Genomic DNA, 14377 nt, shown 5'->3' with positions numbered 1-14377 from the left:
GTTGGATCAAATGGTCTCTTTATTCGGCGGATCTGACTTCGTCTGCGAACGGCAAAGGTTCACCGGCAAAGTGGTCTGTCCGGCGCCCGATGCGGCGGTAGAAATCCGATAATCCCCCGCACAGAGCCGGAGCCTTGAGCTTTGCGGCATTGACGAGTTCTCTGCGGGGCCGTGACCTTAAACGCATCGCCCCGATCAACTGTTCATGAATGCGCTGCAGCTCGGAAAACTCGGCCGAAGCGGCCATATGCTCGTCACCGACCACGGCGTATACGCGCGTTCGCGTGCTCTTGCCCTTCAGCGCCAGCGCCCCCGCCTCCAGCACGGCGTACCGTTCGCCCAAATCCGCCGTCGTCTCGGATATCAGAATATCGAAGCCGACGTCCTTGCAGGCGGCCTCGATCCGGGCGGCAACGTTGACCGCGTCGCCGACGGCCGAATAGTTGAAGTGCATCTCCGCTCCCATATTGCCGACGCAGGCAAGCCCGGTATGGATCCCCACACCGATCGCCACCTTTTGGTCGCTCCCGAAGCCGAAGGCGTCGCTCTCGTTGAGGCGGGCGAGCGTCTCGCGCATGGCCAAGGCGGCGCGGATGGCTTTGCCGGGGTGATCGGCGACGTCGACGGGCGCATTCCAGAACGCCATGATCGAATCGCCGATGAACTTGTCGAGCGTGCCCTCATTGGCGATGACATGGCGGCTCAGCGCGTCGAGAAGCGTGTTGAGAAACCGGACCACCTCTCCCGGCGTCAGGCGCTCGCTGATCTCTGTGAAGTTGCGCACGTCGACGAACATGATCGTCAACTCACGATCGTCGCCGCCGAGACGCAGGGCGTCATGCGTATGCTCGATGCGATAGAGGAGCGAGGGCGACAGGTACTGGCCGAAGGCGCGCCGAACCACGCGCCGCTCCCGGTCTATGACCAGGAAACGATAGGCGGTTGCCGCAAAATGGGTGATCGATCCGGCAAGGATCGGAGCCAGAGGGTCGAATAGCAGACCTGCATAGAGGAAGGCTGACCAGGAGGCCGCGAGGGCCAGCGCGGTTATCGGAAGGCCGCAGGCAAGCGCGACGGCCGGGCTGACGAAGGTGGTCAGCAGGACGAGCAGGCTGCCTGCAGCCGCGATCGCAAGGATTTCCAGCCCGTCCGCCCAATCCGGACGGGAGAGAAAACGGCCCGAGAGAACCTGCTCGACAGTCTGCGCGTGCAGCGACACACCGGGCACGTCGTGTCCAAGAGCCGTGGTGCGGATGTCCTGCAGGCCTGCTGCCGACGTGCCCACGAATACGATACTGCCTTCGATCGCTGCCCTCGTCTCTGCGGAAACTCCGCCGGGCGCCAGCACCCGGCCGGCAGAGACATATCTTTCACCGCGATCGGGACTGACATAGAGCCAGAGTTCGCCCGCCGCGGTCACCGGCACCACGAATTCGCCGACCTTGATCAGCGTGATGGTATCAGGCGCATCCGGAGCACCCGCTACGATGTAGGTGGAAGCGCCCTGAGCCACGCGCAGCGCTTCGAGGGCCAGGTTCGGATAGAGTTGCTCGCCATCGCTCAACAGCAGCGGGACGGCGCGCACAACGGCCGACGGCCTGCCGGGATTGAGGCTGATATGGCCCAGGCCCACGGCACTGGCTTCGAGTTGTGGCCTCAAAGGAGTCGCAGCCGTAAGCCGCGGCGGCGCATCGAGCGGGCTTTCGCCGGTGAAGGCGAAACCCGCTTTCACCGGCGGCCGGTAGTTGCCTGCGTTGGAAAGGCCGAAACCGAGCACGACGGGCCGGTCGCCGATCGATCGGGAGAGTATCTCGTCATTGTCCGGCAGCCGCTCAAGGAGCGCCGGATCGACCCCGGCGACATCGCGCATGACGCTGCGCGGAGAAAGACGGTCGGGTTCGGAGAACAGGATGTCGAAGGCTATCACCGCCGCCCCCATTTCCGAGAGCCGGTCGACCAGTGCGGCAACGCGGTCGCGCGGCCACGGCCACTGGCCGAACTCTTTCAGCGACGCCTCGTCGATGTCGACGACACGAACCGGAACGTCCTCGAAGCTGCGCGGCGCCAGGCGCTGATACTCGTCGAAAGTGAGATCTCGGGCGAGACGCAAAAGTGGCGGATCGCTTGCGCGCAGCACGGTGAGCGCCGCGACGATCACCAGGCCGATAATCACCCCTATTAGCTGCGTGCGTGCCATGGCAGCGCCCTTCGCCCGGACGCCGTCGCCATGCACAGCGGCGAAGAGGTCGTCCTACCCGAAAACCATGCTGCATTTTTCGCAAGGCGTATGCAACGGAGAACGTGACGACGGGTGTAAAGCCTCAGGTCCCGGTTGGAAGCACCTTGTCGAGAAATGCAAGCATGGCGCCGTTGAACACGTCGGGCCTCTGCAGCGGCGCAAAGTGGCTGACGTGTTCAAGCGTGATCAATTCGGCTGCGGGAATGCTCCGCGCGAGATATTGGGCGTGCTCTCTCTTTATGAACTCGTCGTTCTCGGCCTGCACGATCGCGACCGGCACTCGGATGCCGGCGAGGTCGCCCGCCGAGTAATTGGGTTGCGTACTCATCATCTCGCTGACGGCCGAGACGAAGTCATCGAACTCATCAGGCGTCGCCGACAATTCGGCATAGTCCTTCCGGTGCCGGGCGAAGCAACGGTCGATAACCGGAGTGGCCTCGAATTCTGTCGCGCCGCTCGGGTCCATGTTGCAGGCGAAGAAGAAGACGCCGGCAACGCGCGTTGGAGCCGCGCTCGCAAGCACGAGGCCGATGCACGCCCCGTCGCTCCAGCCCACCACGGCGAACTTCTGAAGTCCCAGCATGTCGGTGACGGCAAGGACGTCGGACGCCATCACTTCGTAGCTGTAGGGCCGCTCATCGCGCGTGCTGCGCCCATGTCCGCGGCTGTCGATGAGCACGACGCGACGGCCGGCCTCAAGAAGCGGCGCAAGCTGATAGCCCCAATTGCCGCTGTGGCCGAGGCCGCCGTGCAACAGGACCACCGGTGCTCCCGCGCCATATGTCGAGTACCATATCCGGGCGCCATCGCGCTCCACATAGCCCTGCTCCGCGGCCGGAGGCAGAGCCGGTGCGCCCTGGGCTTCGAACTGCCGAAGATCGTCGTCGTATTGCTGCATTTCGATCCTTTCAACGAGCCGTTTTCTGCGCTTCCGACACGATACGGTCCGGGTGAGAAATGCCGAAAGGGCACGCCTCGTCCGGCCGGCCCTACCCCAAAAGCGTGCCGAGCCATGTCCGATCGAGTACCGCTTCGAGTTCCCCGGCAATCTCGTCGAGAGCCGCATCCACCGACTGGCGGTAATTGCCTCCCCCGCCTTCGATACCGAAGCTCTTGAGCAACGCGGAACGGTAGGCGTCGCTTCCGAAAAGACCGTGCAGATAGGTGCCCATCACGCGGCCGTCCGCCGACATCGCTCCATCCGGGCGGCCGTCGATCTCGACCGGCGCGCGGCTGCAATCGGCGCCGGTCGTCTTGCCGAGATGGATTTCGTAGCCTTCGAGCGCGACGTCGTATTCTCGCGACCAGGCGCGGCTGTTGCGAACCGTCTTTTCCGGAGCCATCTCCGTCTCGACGGAAAGCAGCCCCAGCCCCTCAATCGCGCGCTTGCCGCCCTCTATACCGAGCGGATCGGTAACCCGGCTTCCGAGCATCTGATAGCCGCCGCAGATACCGACGACCCGCCCACCGCGGCGCATATGCCGGTCGAGGTCCCGGTCCCAGCCCTGCCTGCGGAAATCCTCCAGATCGGCAATGGTGGACTTCGAGCCGGGTATGACGACGAGGCCCGCATCGTCTGGAAGCGGCGCCCCCGGCCGAACGAAGACGATGTCGACGTCCGGCTCCGCGGCCAGGGGATCGAGATCGTCGAAATTGGCGATCCGCGACAGGACGGGGACCGCGACCTTCAGCGCCTTGCCGCCGCCCCGCGTCAGCCTCTCGAGGACGACGGAGTCTTCGGCAGGCAGCCGCCCGGCACTTTTCAGCCAGGGCACGACGCCGAAGCAAGGCCAGCCGGTAAACTGGCGGACCGATGCGATGCCGTCGTCGAAGAGCGTAACATCGCCGCGGAATTTGTTGATGAGGTAGCCGGTGACCATGCGCCGGTCGTTCTCCGGCAGGATCGCATGCGTGCCGACCAGGGACGCAATGACACCACCGCGGTTGATATCGCCGACGAGAACGACGGGTACGTCAGCGCGGGTGGCAAAGCCCATATTGGCGATGTCGCCGGCGCGCAGATTGATCTCGGCCGGCGAACCGGCGCCTTCGACGATCACGAGATCGGCGCCGCCTGACACCTGCTCGAAACTCTCCATGACAGAGCCGAGGAGCCTTGGCTTGAGAGCCTGGTATTCCCTCCCCTTGGCCTGGCCGGCCACCTTGCCCTGGATGACGATCTGGCTGCCCACGTCCGATTGCGGCTTCAGGAGCACCGGGTTCATATGCACGGAAGACGGCACGCGTGCGGCAAGCGCCTGGAGCCATTGCGCACGGCCGATCTCGCCGCCGTCGTCAGCAACGGCGGCATTGTTCGACATGTTCTGGGGCTTGAACGGTTTTACGTTGAGGCCATGGTTGGATGCGAGCCGGCAGAGGCCCGCCACCAGTACCGATTTTCCGACATCCGAGCCGGTTCCCTGCAGCATGATCTTGCGTGTCATGCCTTTCCCGTAGCATCGAAACCGCCTGCCGCAAAGCTCCGTCCCGACGCGATTCCGCCATGATTGCGTCACCGGCGTTCGCGGTGCGTTTCCGGCCTTCTTCAAGCGTTCTGGAGCGGGAACCTGTGTGCAGTTTTAATTTTTAGGATCTGAAAATTCTCGCGAGCTAGCTCAATTGCGACATGCGGTGCCGAGCCTGGCATTCAAGCCGTCGCGGCAAGAGCCTATATCCGCGCCATCGAAACCCGCCGGAAAATTGCCCGGTCTCCCAAGGTAGAAAGTCATGCTGTTCGTTTTCGGCAAACCCAACTTCGTTCAGATCGCCTGGAACTCCAAGGCGCCGAACGGCCAGTCCCGCGTCCGTAATGTGGTCGCGGAAGCGCCGGTCGGCCCACTCGGCCTCATCCGCACGTCCAACGTCGGATAAAGCGCCACGTCGCGTTCGAAACCGCCCCCTTTTCGGGGCGGTTTCTTCACGATTCCTGCCCTGAAATGCAAAAGCCGCACCCAACCGTTGGAACGGAAGGGTGCGGCGATCAGATCGTTCCGCTGAATATCGGGTCCGGTACGCACTACCTGATCCGGACCTGCGGCAGTCGCCCGCCGCAGGCAGACAATTATCCCCACAACCTTACCGGATCGTTATTGAGGCCTTAACCAAAGGTGAATTTCGGCGATTTCGCCGTTCGCGTCCTCGGTACCGCGAGCTCGTCGCGGCGCAATATGCCGCCGGCGACCGGCGCCGGATCGAAAAGGTTGATTTCTCGACGCGAACACTTAGGCTTGCCGCAATGACAACGAAGTGGGCCGGCAGCTTCAGCGCGGGAGCGGTTAGGCGGCGCTCCATCCACCATGCGTGGCCGCAGTGACGTGAAGGTGTCGACGGACATGAAAAAACTCCTTGCTACCCTCATCCTCACGGCGGGCATATGGTCTCTGGCAGGCCCTTCCGGGGCTGCCGAATGCGGCGGCGTCAGCATCGCCGAGATGGACTGGGCCTCGGCGGGCGTCGCGGCTCACGTGGACAAGTTCATTCTGGAAAACGGCTATGGATGCAGTGTGAAGCTCGTCGCTGGCGACACGATGCTGACCTTCACCTCGATGAACGAGAAGGCGGAGCCCGACCTGGTGCCGGAGCTGTGGATCAACTCCGTACGCACGCCCTTCGATGCCGCAATCAAGGAGGGCCGCCTCGTCGAAGGCGCCAGGATCTTGAGCGAAGGTGGGGTCGAGGGCTGGTGGATTCCGAAGTTCATCGCCGACGCGCACCCGGACATTCGAACGGTGCAGGACGCGTTGAAGCACCCGGAACTCTTCCCTTCTCACGAGAACCCCGCAAAGGGAGCGGTCCACAATTGTCCTTCAACATGGAATTGCCGGTTCTCCACCGCCAACCTCTACAAGGCTCTCGAAGCGGACAAGGCCGGCTTCCAGCTGATCGATCCCGGTTCCGCTGCCGGGCTTGACGCGTCGATCGCCGATGCATTCGAGAAGAAGACCGGCTGGCTCGGCTATTATTGGGCTCCGACCGCCTTGCTCGGCAAGTACGAGATGACCTTGCTGTCTTTCGGCGTGGATCACGACAAGGCGGAATGGGACTCCTGCACTGCCGCCCCGAATTGCCCGACCCCAAAGGTAAACTCCTATCCGGTCTCGGACGTCTATACCGTGGTGACCAAGTCCTTTGCCGATCGAGCAGGCAGCGCCATGGACTACGTCCAGGCGCGGCAATGGGAAAACGCGACGGTAAACAAAATTCTGGCTTGGATGGATCAGAACCAGGGGACGAACGAAAGCGCCGCCCGCTACTTCCTCGAAAACTTCCAGGAGATATGGACGCAGTGGGTAGGCCCGGAGGTCGCCGAAAAGGTGAAGGCCGCGCTCTAGATCACTGTGATCTTCGGTCGGATCGGCGCGAAATCGTGAAGATGATCGATTCCAGCGCCCCTTCGAGGATGCGGCTGCCTGATGCGCGACGCACGAGCCGCGCCTGCGTCGCAAACAGTAAAGCGGTCGGCGTGTTCCGCTGTCACAGTTCTGATGCAAGGAGCGGGAAGCGCCGCGAAAACGCAGTCGGCGTAAAAGCTCCAAGCCAAGAGAAGGGGAAAGGTTGTCCATGGCTAGTCACGCAATCGAGGTGAAGAACCTCTACAAGATTTTCGGCCCGCGCGGAGAGGATTACGTCAAACTCGTCGAGAACGGGATGGGTAAGGCCGAACTCAACGAAAAGCACGGCCACGTGCTCGGACTGCAGGACATCAACATTTCCATGCCGGGCGGCTGCATAACGGTCGTGATGGGGCTCTCGGGGTCCGGCAAATCGACGCTGATCCGGCACATCAACCGGCTGATCGATCCGACCTCGGGCGAAGTCCTCTACGACGGCGTCGACGTCTGCAAGATGAACGAGAACGACCTTCGCGCGTTCCGCCGTCACAAGACGGCGATGGTCTTCCAGAAGTTCGCACTGCTGCCGCATCGCACGGTTCTCGAAAACACCATCTACGGTCTTGAGATACAGGGTATCGATCGGCGCGAGAGCGAAAAGCGTGCGCTTGGCTGGATCGAGCGCGTCGGCCTTCAAGGCTTCGAGCAGCACTATCCGAACCAGCTTTCCGGCGGCATGCAGCAGCGCGTCGGCCTTGCCCGCGCGCTTACGAACGACGCCGACATCCTGCTGATGGACGAGGCCTATTCGGCACTCGATCCGCTGATACGCGTCGACATGCAGTCGGTCCTGCTCGAACTGCAGAAGGAATTGAAGAAGACGGTGGTCTTCATTACCCACGATCTCGACGAGGCCCTGAGGCTCGGCGACAAGATCGCCATCCTGCGCGACGGTCGCGTCGTGCAGCAGGGAACCGGCCAGGAAATCGTGCTCTCGCCAGCCGACGACTACATCACGGCCTTTGTGAAGGAAGTGAACCGCGGGCGGGTGGTCAACGTGGAGACGATCATGCGGCCGCTCTCCGGAAACCCGGAAGGCCTGCCGCTCGCCGTAGGCACCGTGCTCGAAGCGGCCGCTCGCACCATGACCGGCGCGCAAATAAGCAACGCCCATGTCGTCGACGCCAACGGTCGCCCGATCGGTGCAATCGACCTGCAGATGATCATCTCCGCCATGGTGACGCCCGTGCAGCATACCGACCGGCAGGCGGCTTGATTGGCTTTGAGGGCGCCCATGGGCGCCCTCAACAGCGGATAGTCAAGTGACCCCCAGCCTTCCGCTGATGTACCGGAACTCCTGTGTCTTGCCTCCATAGCCATAGGCAGCCGCCGGTACCTCATGCACGAGCACGTAGCTTTCGGGATGGACCATCCCGAGAATATCCTCGAAGGCCGCAAAGATCGCTTCGACATAGGCACCAAGTTCCTGCTTCGTATTGGTGCCGTCGACAACCTTGATGTCGAGCCAGAAACTGCTGGTCTGCTGCGAGGCGAGCGACTTTCCGCCCGCGAACCAATGCCGCGGATCGACATAGCTGACGACGACCGCCGTCACCGAGGGGTCCTTGCGAAGATGCGACTGTGTGAGGTCGCTTACCTTTGCCGCTATTTTCGCCGAAAGCTCCGGCTCCGGCTGTCCGGTAACGCTGATGTTGATGATGGGCATCACAGTTCCTTTCTTCGAAACACCTCGTCAATTTGCCATCGTCGCCACATCAAAAAAATCGAATTGTTTTGCAGATACACTTCTGTAAAATTGAAGTATGAATCCGATCGATCCCGAGCTGCTGCGCACTTTTCTCGCCTTCGCCGAGGGCGGCTCGCTTGCAAGAGCGGCAACCGCCGTCAACCGTTCGCCCTCCGCCGTGACGGCACAAATGCAGCGTCTGGAAGCATTGATCGGCGAGCGCCTTCTTGCGCCCGCCGGACGCGGACGCGTGCTCACGCCCGTGGGAGAGGAGCTCGCCGCCCATGCCCGGCGTATTTTGGATGCGCATCGCGACGCCTGGCTCAGCCTCAGGGGCGCGCGCGCCGATGGACGGATCTCCCTCGGCAGCACTCAGGACTTTGCCGATACGATGCTGCCCGGACTGCTGCGCCGCTTCGCGCGTTCCCATCCACGCATTCGCCTGGATTTGAGGATCGGGCGGTCGAAAGAATTGACGGCCGCCTTCGATCAGAACCAGATCGACATTCTTCTTGCCATGCGACAGGCGGCTGCAGATGACGAATTGCTCGTGCTCCGCGAACAGATGCTTTGGCTCGGCTCCGACAGAGGCTTGGCAACGGAAGAAGAGGAGCTCCCCCTCGCCGTGCTCGACCCACCTTGCGGCTTCCGCGCCGCCGCCATATCGTCCCTCGAGAGAACCGGCCGCCGCTTTCGGATCGCGGCAACGAGCCCCAGCCTGTCGGGCCTGCGCGCCGCCGTCTTGAGCGGCATCGCCGTTACGACCCGGACGGAAAGATTTCTCGGCACCGGCATCGAGCGCGCTCCTGCCCATCTCGGCTTGCCATCCCTGCCTCCGGCGGAATTCAGCCTGCGTCTGCGCGCCCGGGCAGAGAAGCCCGCAACCGATCTAGCTGCGCTGCTTGCGAACGAATTGCCGCGCTGATCGGCGCAATTCTGTTGCCAACACATAAAGATATCTTTATATCTTATTGCAGTTCCATTCAGCCGGGAAAATCCGATGTCCGTTGCAGTCCATGCCCTTTCCGATCTCCTCGCCCAGAAGGGCGTCCTGCTTGCCGATGGCGCCACAGGCACGTCGCTCTTCGCCATGGGGCTCGAAGCGGGCGAGGCACCGGAGATGTGGAACGAGACGAAACCGGAAAACATCACCAAGCTGCATCAGGACTTCGTGGATGCCGGCGCCGACATCATTCTCACCAATTCCTTTGGCGGCACACGCCACCGACTGAAGCTTCATCAGGCCGAAGACCGGGTCTACCAGCTCAACAAGCGGGCCGCAGAGATCGCGCGCGCGGTGGCCGACCAGGCGCCGCGAAAGGTCATTACGGCCGGATCCGTCGGCCCAACGGGCGAGCTGCTGATCCCGCTCGGCGCCCTCTCCTATGAAGACGCGGTCGCGGCCTTCGTCGAACAGATCGAGGGCCTGAAAGCCGGCGGCGCGGAGGTCGCCTGGATCGAGACCATGTCCTCTCCGGACGAAATTCGTGCGGCCGCCGAAGCCGCGGCGAAGGTCGGCCTTCCCTATGTCTACACCGGTTCCTTCGACACCGCCGGCAAGACGATGATGGGCCTGCACCCGAAAGACATTCACGGCGTCGCCGCCGATATCGGCGACGGTCCGGTTGCCGTCGGCGCGAACTGCGGCGTCGGGGCGTCCGACATTCTTTCCTCGCTGCTCGACATGACGGCTGCCAGCCCGGAGGCGACAATCATCGTCAAGGGCAATTGCGGTATTCCCGAATTCCGCGGCTCGGAGATCCACTATTCCGGCACTCCGCCGCTGATGGCCGAATATGCCCGGTTGGCCGTCGACGCCGGCGCCAGGATCATCGGCGGCTGTTGCGGCACCTCCTGCAACCATCTGGCCGCGATGCGGCTCGCGATCGACAATCACACCAGGGGTGAACGCCCCACGCTCGATACGATCGTCGAGAAAATCGGTCCGTTGCGGAACAAATCGGCAAATGAAGGTCCCGCCGCCCCGGCCCGAGAGCGCCGTCGGCGCGCCTAAGGTCATGCCTGCGGAAGCTCCGGCGGCAAAGCCGGAGCTATCCTATTCTACGGGACCAGGGTGAGTGCGCATTTGCGCCGGCGGGGCGTCGCTCGCGCTGGCGCTCACCAAAGCGACATTTTCGCCGAGATCGCAAATCCCGCGCAAAGGTGCCCCGAGCCGACCGCGCTCCGTGGAGCAGCCATATTCCGCAGCACTGGCAAATGCCGGGTAGAACTGAAGCGCGGCACCGAGATGACGGGATCCCTCTTCGGAAAAATGCCCATGGTCTTCGAAAAGCGCCACTCCCCTGTCCTCGGTTCTGCAGCGGCCCCCGCCGCAGAGATAATCGGTGAAGCTCACGACCGGATAGTCGCTGGCGATGTCCGCCAGAATCGAGAGTACGTCACGGTCGTGGGTCCGGACATTCGCAAGTGACGCCCCGCAGTCATCGGCGGAGGTTCCAAGCAGTCGGGCTCGCGCGACGCAAAGGCCGGTATCGCGACCATCCTGCGGCGGCGGCGCGATGACGACCGGCCGAAAGCCATTCTGCCGTAACCATGCGAGGCTTGCCCGATAACTGCCGGTCACGGTCCGAGCGTCCGACGGCACCACTCCCTTACCGTCGAGAAGCATCGTCTCTTCCTCCAAATACTGATTCAGCGGCGAAGACAACACGACATAGCGGATCGACTTGTGCGCCAGAAGGAAGCGCTGCACCTCCCTGTTGTGCTCGATGCACTCCTGCGGCCAAGCGGGCTCGAACTTGGCCTTGATCGGGGCGAGGCCGGCGAGCGGACCGCAATTGTTGTTCGTCAGTTGTACAAGCCGTGCGCCCGGTTCGGAGGCCAGAATGCCATCGACGAGGTGCCTGGCAAAGGAGTCTCCCCAGACGGCAATGACCGGTTCGCTGCTTGTGCCGCATTTCAGGTCGACAACCGCATTGCAATCCTTCCCTATGCCGACGCTCGGCTTGGTGAGGCGGGCAAGCTCGGCATTCCCGGACGCGAGACCGTCGCTGCCGTCGAGCACCAGGCCAGTCGCAACGGCCATGGACCCCACCGCCGCGACCGTTGCGAAGATCGCCTTCCGCCCGAGACGGGCACGATTGCGAAAGGGACCTTCGACGTAGCGCCAGCTGAGGTAGGCGAGACCGAAGCAGAGCACGATGAGGCCGGCGTAGCCCGCAGGCGTCACTCCGTCACTCGTGCGCAGACGCGCAAATGCGAATACCGGCTGATGCCAGAGATAGAGGCTGTAGCTGCAGAGGCCGATCGCAACGAGCGGGCGGGCCGAGAGGCACCTGCCGATCAGCGTGTCGCCGCGAGCGAAAGCGAGAACAAGGGCCGTACCGGCGACGACTGGAACGGTCGCCCAGCCCGGATAATGTTGCGTGTCGGTTGTCGAGAGATAGCTTGCAGCGATGAGGATAAGCCCGCCCCAGGCGAAGCACTCGCGGACGGATCTGGAGAATTCACGATTTGAAACACCCGAGAGAGCGACGGCGGCACCGAGGCCTAGTTCCCAAAAGCGACTGGGCAGGAGATAGAAGTTTGCCGCCGGATCGATGCGCGCGAAAAGCTGGGTCGCGCCGAAGCTCAGAACCGTCGCCGCGACGATCACCTTGAGCCCGGTCGCCTCCGACAGGCGGCGCAGCGAAAGCAGAAGTAGGGGAAAGACGATGTAAAACTGCTCCTCGACAGCAAGGGACCAGGTGTGAAGCAGCGGCATGAGATCGGTGTCGGGCGTGAAATAGTTCGTCTGGTCCCAGAACAAGAAATTGGCCGCGAACAAGTTCGCCGCGTAGAGGCTCTTGCCGAATTCATTCAATTCCTTCGGCAGCATCCACATGAGCGCGAAGGGAATAGAGGCCACACAGACGAACAGAAGCGCTGGCGCGAGGCGTCGTGCACGCCGCTCATAGAAAGCGACGACGCTGAATGCGCCGCTGCGGATCTCCTTGTGAATGAGGCTCGTGATCAGAAAGCCGCTGATCACGAAGAAAACGTCGACTCCCGCGAAACCGCCAGAGATAAAGCCGAAACCGGCATGAAACAGCAGGACGGGTATTACGGCCGCGGCGCGCAGCCCGTCGATCTCGGGTCTATAATGCATAATGCGAGGCAGGTACTTCCATGAGGTTGGCGCATCGTTAACACGGTCAATCGGCCGGCGCCACGCCGCCGATCACCTCACGGGCGCCCGCAGCACGTGATGGCGCCAGGCTTCGAGCCCCTCTTCGATGTTCCTGCGGCCGAATCCGACGCGGAAGCGATCCTGCGGGACCGGCAGCAGATCGGAGACGAAAAGGCTCGAAGGAAGCAACAGCACGCCTGATTCCTCGACAAGCCGCCGGCAATGTTCCTCCACGCCGTCTGCCCCGTGATAGCGGGCGAAGCCGACGCAGCCGCCGTCCGGCGCCTGCCACTCGTAGAGATCTGCGAACTCGGCGAAGAAGGCTCCGAGTTTCTCGAGATTTCGCGTGCAGAGCGCGCGATTGCGTTCAAGTATCCGATGGCGCGATTTCAGCGCGATCGTCGCCAGTACCTCCGATGGCCGGGAGTTGCAGATGGAGAGGTAGTGCTTCATGCCTTCCATGCGCTGGAGAAGCGCGCGATCGCGGCAGGCGATCCAGCCGATCCGAAGACCTGGAAGGCCATAGGCCTTGGACATGACGTTGAGCGAAATACCGCGATCGAAGAGTTCGGCCGCCTGCGGCAGGCGCTTCTCCTCATCGCGCTCCAGTCCTCGATAGACCTCATCGCTGAAAAGATGAATGCCGCGCTCGGCGCAGAGCGCCGCGAGCGCGCGAAAGACCGACGGCTCGGCGACAGCGCCCGTCGGGTTATTGGGGAAATTGACCGCGATCAGCTTCGTATTCGGCTGCAACGCCGCCCGGACATCGGCGATATCGATCTGCCAATTGTTCTCGGGACGGAGTGCAACGCCGCTCACCGACGCGGCGAGCGTGACCGGAAGCGTTTCCATCGACTGGTAATTGGGCACGGTGACGATGGCATGATCCTCGGGACCGAGCGCAGCCAGCATGGCACAGTAGAGCCCTTCCTCGGCACCGGCGAAGCAGAGGATATCTTCCGGCTCGAGCCCCTCATAGGTCGCGGCGATCGCCTTGCGGAGCGCCGGAGCGCCATGGGTCTCGGTATAGCCGAGCGTCAGCCGCTCCCACGCGTCGCGATCGGCGTCGTCGGCGCAGGAAAGCAGCTCCGCCATCGACATGGTTTCGCTGTCGCTCGCGGTCATGTGGTGGCGCGCCGTGAACTCCCAGCGCGAGAAATGCGTCTCGAGGCGAAAGGCCGGCAAAGTCGTCATGGTCGTTCTTCCCTTTGAACGCGAGGCTCGCTGCTGATTCAGGCGGCGCCTTCGCGCGCGGCCGAAAGGTAGTTGTAGATGGATGCGCGCGAGGTGCCGATCAGGCTCGCCAGATGGTCGACCGCATTGCGGGTCTTGAAGAGCCCCTGCTCTTCGAGTGCCGCAACCAGTGCCACGCGATCCGGGCGCTTCAAGGCGGAAAGCGCAAGGCCTCTCACCTTCAGCCAAGCGTGCAGCGCTGCATTGATCTCCTCGCGCCAGTCGCGCGAAAACAATGCCGGCGGCCGTGGTTCCGGCGTGCCGGCAAAGGCCGCGAGCAGCCTCACGGCGTCGTCGATTCGTGAGACATCGAGATTGATGCAGAGCAGCCCGACGGCATGTCCCTCATTGTTGCGAAGCACCGCCGAGACCGATTTCAGCCGCCGTCCGTCCGCGCCCGTCTTCTCATAAGGGCCGAGCACGCAGGCGCCCTCAGCCATGCCGTCGAGGCCATCCTCGATGAGGGAGTCGGTCGCCGCGGTGCGACCGGAAAAGGCGTTCCAGAGAGCCGCAATCTTGCCGGTGGACAGATCGTGCAGAACGACCTCCGCATGCGGGTAAAGCAACGCGCTTATCGCCGCGGCCGAGGGCGCGTGCACAGCAAGACAGGTGGGAATGCCCGGATCCATATTCATGCATGCATCTGAAACGATTTATACGTTTTGTCAACATTAGACTTATTATACATCATCACGGAT

Annotated in this window: 12 protein-coding genes; 5 read left to right on the top strand and 7 right to left on the bottom strand. The window is 62.8% G+C overall.

What is annotated here, in order from left to right; translation table 11 throughout:
• Window positions 1-19: 19 nt before the first annotated feature.
• The 3 genes from cyaD2 to BHD07_RS24710 form a co-directional block, all read right to left on the bottom strand.
• Window positions 20-2197, bottom strand: coding sequence for an adenylate cyclase CyaD2 (gene cyaD2, locus BHD07_RS24720; protein ID WP_338283524.1), 2178 nt, complete (start codon window positions 2195-2197; stop codon window positions 20-22).
• A gap of 124 nt (window positions 2198-2321) precedes the next feature.
• Window positions 2322-3137 (bottom strand): alpha/beta fold hydrolase, encoded by an 816-nt coding sequence (locus BHD07_RS24715; RefSeq protein WP_338283523.1) that lies wholly within the window; start codon window positions 3135-3137, stop codon window positions 2322-2324.
• 91 nt (window positions 3138-3228) lie between these two features.
• Window positions 3229-4683, bottom strand: coding sequence for a cobyric acid synthase (locus tag BHD07_RS24710; RefSeq protein ID WP_338283522.1), 1455 nt, complete (start codon window positions 4681-4683; stop codon window positions 3229-3231).
• Window positions 4684-4966: 283 nt separating this feature from the next.
• Here BHD07_RS24710 and BHD07_RS24705 point away from each other — a divergent pair, with 283 nt between their 5' ends.
• The 3 genes from BHD07_RS24705 (at window position 4967) to BHD07_RS24695 (ending at window position 7846) form a co-directional block, all read left to right on the top strand.
• On the top strand, window positions 4967-5110 hold the full coding sequence (locus tag BHD07_RS24705; protein WP_010969600.1) for a hypothetical protein: 144 nt from the start codon (window positions 4967-4969) through the stop codon (window positions 5108-5110).
• 461 nt (window positions 5111-5571) lie between these two features.
• Window positions 5572-6570, top strand: a complete 999-nt coding sequence (locus BHD07_RS24700) for an ABC transporter substrate-binding protein (protein ID WP_338283521.1) — start codon at window positions 5572-5574, stop codon at window positions 6568-6570.
• 229 nt (window positions 6571-6799) lie between these two features.
• Entirely contained in the window at window positions 6800-7846 is a 1047-nt protein-coding gene (locus BHD07_RS24695; RefSeq protein ID WP_100673754.1) for a quaternary amine ABC transporter ATP-binding protein, read from the top strand.
• A 42-nt stretch (window positions 7847-7888) separates the two neighbouring features.
• On the opposite strand, the gene BHD07_RS24690 is transcribed toward BHD07_RS24695, so the two are convergent.
• Entirely contained in the window at window positions 7889-8296 is a 408-nt protein-coding gene (locus BHD07_RS24690; RefSeq protein WP_338283520.1) for a tautomerase family protein, read from the bottom strand.
• 97 nt (window positions 8297-8393) lie between these two features.
• Here BHD07_RS24690 and BHD07_RS24685 point away from each other — a divergent pair, with 97 nt between their 5' ends.
• Together BHD07_RS24685 and bmt are read left to right on the top strand one after the other, a co-directional pair.
• Window positions 8394-9242 carry a LysR substrate-binding domain-containing protein gene (locus tag BHD07_RS24685; RefSeq protein ID WP_275599855.1) on the top strand — a complete coding sequence of 283 codons (849 nt, stop codon included), beginning with the start codon at window positions 8394-8396 and terminating at the stop codon, window positions 9240-9242.
• Between the two features lie 75 nt (window positions 9243-9317).
• Window positions 9318-10331, top strand: a complete 1014-nt coding sequence (gene bmt / locus BHD07_RS24680; RefSeq protein WP_338283518.1) for a betaine--homocysteine S-methyltransferase — start codon at window positions 9318-9320, stop codon at window positions 10329-10331.
• A 42-nt stretch (window positions 10332-10373) separates the two neighbouring features.
• Here bmt and BHD07_RS24675 read toward each other — a convergent pair whose 3' ends face one another.
• From BHD07_RS24675 to BHD07_RS24665, 3 genes are all read right to left on the bottom strand, one after another.
• Complete coding sequence (locus tag BHD07_RS24675; protein WP_338283517.1) at window positions 10374-12425, bottom strand: acyltransferase family protein; 2052 nt, start codon at window positions 12423-12425, stop codon at window positions 10374-10376.
• Between the two features lie 72 nt (window positions 12426-12497).
• Window positions 12498-13640, bottom strand: coding sequence for a pyridoxal phosphate-dependent aminotransferase (locus tag BHD07_RS24670; protein ID WP_338283516.1), 1143 nt, complete (start codon window positions 13638-13640; stop codon window positions 12498-12500).
• Between the two features lie 38 nt (window positions 13641-13678).
• Window positions 13679-14314, bottom strand: a complete 636-nt coding sequence (locus BHD07_RS24665) for a helix-turn-helix transcriptional regulator (protein ID WP_338283515.1) — start codon at window positions 14312-14314, stop codon at window positions 13679-13681.
• Window positions 14315-14377 lie beyond the last annotated feature (63 nt).

The organism is Sinorhizobium sp. KGO-5 (assembly GCF_036245905.1).
Classification (GTDB): Bacteria; Pseudomonadota; Alphaproteobacteria; order Rhizobiales; family Rhizobiaceae; genus Sinorhizobium; species Sinorhizobium meliloti_A.
This window is presented reverse-complemented; position numbering and strand designations above follow the sequence as displayed.